Raw genomic sequence first — 2,352 nt, 5'->3', positions numbered from 1 at the left:
CCTTTGCGGCCATTCGTGTGGCCGCGGCTGCAGGAATTGCGTTCGGGCGATGGCTGCTCGCGGCTGCGCTCGCCGTCGCGCTGATCGAAACGTTGCTGGCCTACAGACGCAGGGCGCCACGATGAGCACCATCGTCCACTCACCCGCCGCGACGTCCCCACGGCCGCTGCAGGCTCCGGCCGAGCGGCTGATCGGCGGCGTTCGCGCGGCGTGGCGGCGGTCGGTGCTGCTCCGCGCCCTGGTGATCGCCCCGGCGCTGTTCGTCACCGTGGCGATTCTGCTTGTCTTCGTGGACCTGCTGATCCCGCTCCGTGCCGTGCTGCGCGAGACGCTGCGGTGGATTCCGCCCCTGCTGGGCGTGGGCTTCGTCGCGTTCTCCATCCACCGGGTGCTCCGCCCGCCTCCCCCCCGGCGATTCGCCCTGCTGGCGGAAGAGCGCATCCCCACGCTGCAGAACCGCCTGCTGACGGCTTTCGACGCGGCGGACGCGCTGCCGGACGGGGTCGTCGTCCGCGCGTTCATGGCGGATGCGGAGCGGCGCCTAATCGAAGCCGATCCGCGCCGCGTCGCCCCTGCTCGCCTGAAGGTACCGGCAATGGTGCTCGGGGCTGCCTGCGCGTTCGTCGCCATCTTTTCCATCGCGCTGCCGCAGGTGGCGGGTGAAGCGTGGACCCGGTGGATGCATCCCGCGGACGCCTACGCCAGCCGGTGGACGGAAGTGCGCGCGGAAACGCTTCCGAACGCCGCCCCCGCGCCCATGCCCCTGTTCGACGAGCTGCGCTGGCGTGTGCAGCCGCCCGGGTACGCCGGCCTCGGCCCGCAGGACGGAAGGGGAGACGAGCCGGTTGCGGCTCTGGCGGGCAGCCGCATCCGCCTGCGCAGCCGTTTTCCCGACCGCTGGGACGGCGTTCGCGCCGCGGTCATCGGCGGGCGTGCGCTGCCGGTGAGACGGGCTGGAGGAGAGTGGGTGATCGATTACACGATGGCGGCGGACGCGCGCGGGCTGTCGCTGGAGGCGGTGGCCGGCGGCGAGGTGATCGACCGCCGCATCGTTCCGCTGATCGCGCTTCCCGACCAGCCGCCGGATGTGCAGCTGACCGTGCCGCCGGCGGACCTCATCCTCGCGGAGGGAACCGGGCGTTTGACCATTCGCGCCACGGCGGGGGACGATTACGGCATCGGCGGGTTCTGGCTGCACTGGACGCACTCGCGCGGCAGCGGCGAATCGTACGAGTTCGTGGAGGGCGACTGGCAGTTCGCGCGCGTGTCGCGAAACGGCAAGACCGCCACGGGTGAGCTGGTGGTGGACCTGGCGACGCTCAAGCTCCAGCCGGGCGACGTGATGCACATCCGCGCGGTGGCGCGCGACCGCAACGACGTCACGGGCCCGGGGGAGAGCGTATCGCGCACCCGCATCATCCGCGTGGCGCGCCCGGACGAGTTCGACGAGGTGAACACCGACATCGGCCTTCCCGCCGAGCTGCCCAAAGACCCGGTGCTGAGCCAGCGCATGATCATCCTGATGACGGAGCGGCTGGTACGCGATGCGCCACGTTTGTCACGGGCCGACCTGCTGAAGCGCAGCGGCGAGGTGGCTCGCGAGCAGGGGCGCCTGCGCGACGTGGTGGGCGAGCAGATCTACGTGCGCAGCTCCGAATCCGGGGTGCAGGGACAGGACCTGGATGCTGGCTACATGGAAACGGCCGGAACCCAGCACGAGCACGCGGAGGCCGGAAATGCGGATGATGAGCCCCCCACCATGGAGGAACTGCTGGAGGAGGCGTCCGAGGCGACGGGGCGGGGCACGATCGACGAGATCAGCCACAAGCACGACGAGGGCACCATCCTGGACGTGAACCGCGACCTGATGGCGCTGCACAACCTGATGTGGCGCAGCGAGAGCGAGCTGAACCTGGCGAAGCCGGACTCGTCGCTGCCCTTCCAGTACCAGGCGCTGCGGATGATCCAGGCCATGCAGCAGGCGGATCGCGTGTTCCCGCGCGGAAACGTGCGGGTGGACCCCATAAACGTGGCCGAGGCGCGAGGACAGGGAAAGCTGGACGACGTGGCGCCTTCCGTCCGCGCCCGTGGCACATCGGTGCCATCGCTCGGCCCCCTGCTGGCGGAGCTGGACCGCGTGGCCGCCGGCCTGGGCCGACGCCCCGCGCGCCAGTCGTCGCTGGAGATTTCCGCACTTGCCGCCCGCGCGCTGGAGGCGGAAGCGGACCGCGAGGCCGCCGCGCTGGTCTCACGCGCCTCCGGCGAGGCGGGTGCGGGCCGGGCGGACCGCGCGCGGGACCTGCTGGGCCGGGCGCGCGAGCGGCTGGCACCCGGCTCCGGGGCCGCTACGCG

1 protein-coding gene is annotated in these 2,352 nt (G+C 71.7%); it reads left to right on the top strand.

What is annotated here, in order from left to right; translation table 11 throughout:
* Positions 1-121 precede the first annotated feature (121 nt).
* Positions 122-2,352: hypothetical protein (locus VIB55_RS20390; protein WP_331878510.1), on the top strand; the 2,231-nt coding region annotated here is incomplete at its 3' end.

The organism is Longimicrobium sp. (assembly GCF_036554565.1).
In the GTDB taxonomy this organism is placed as follows: Bacteria; Gemmatimonadota; Gemmatimonadetes; order Longimicrobiales; family Longimicrobiaceae; genus Longimicrobium.
Note: the sequence above shows the minus strand (reverse complement) of the source record. Positions and strands in the feature narration are given on the sequence as shown.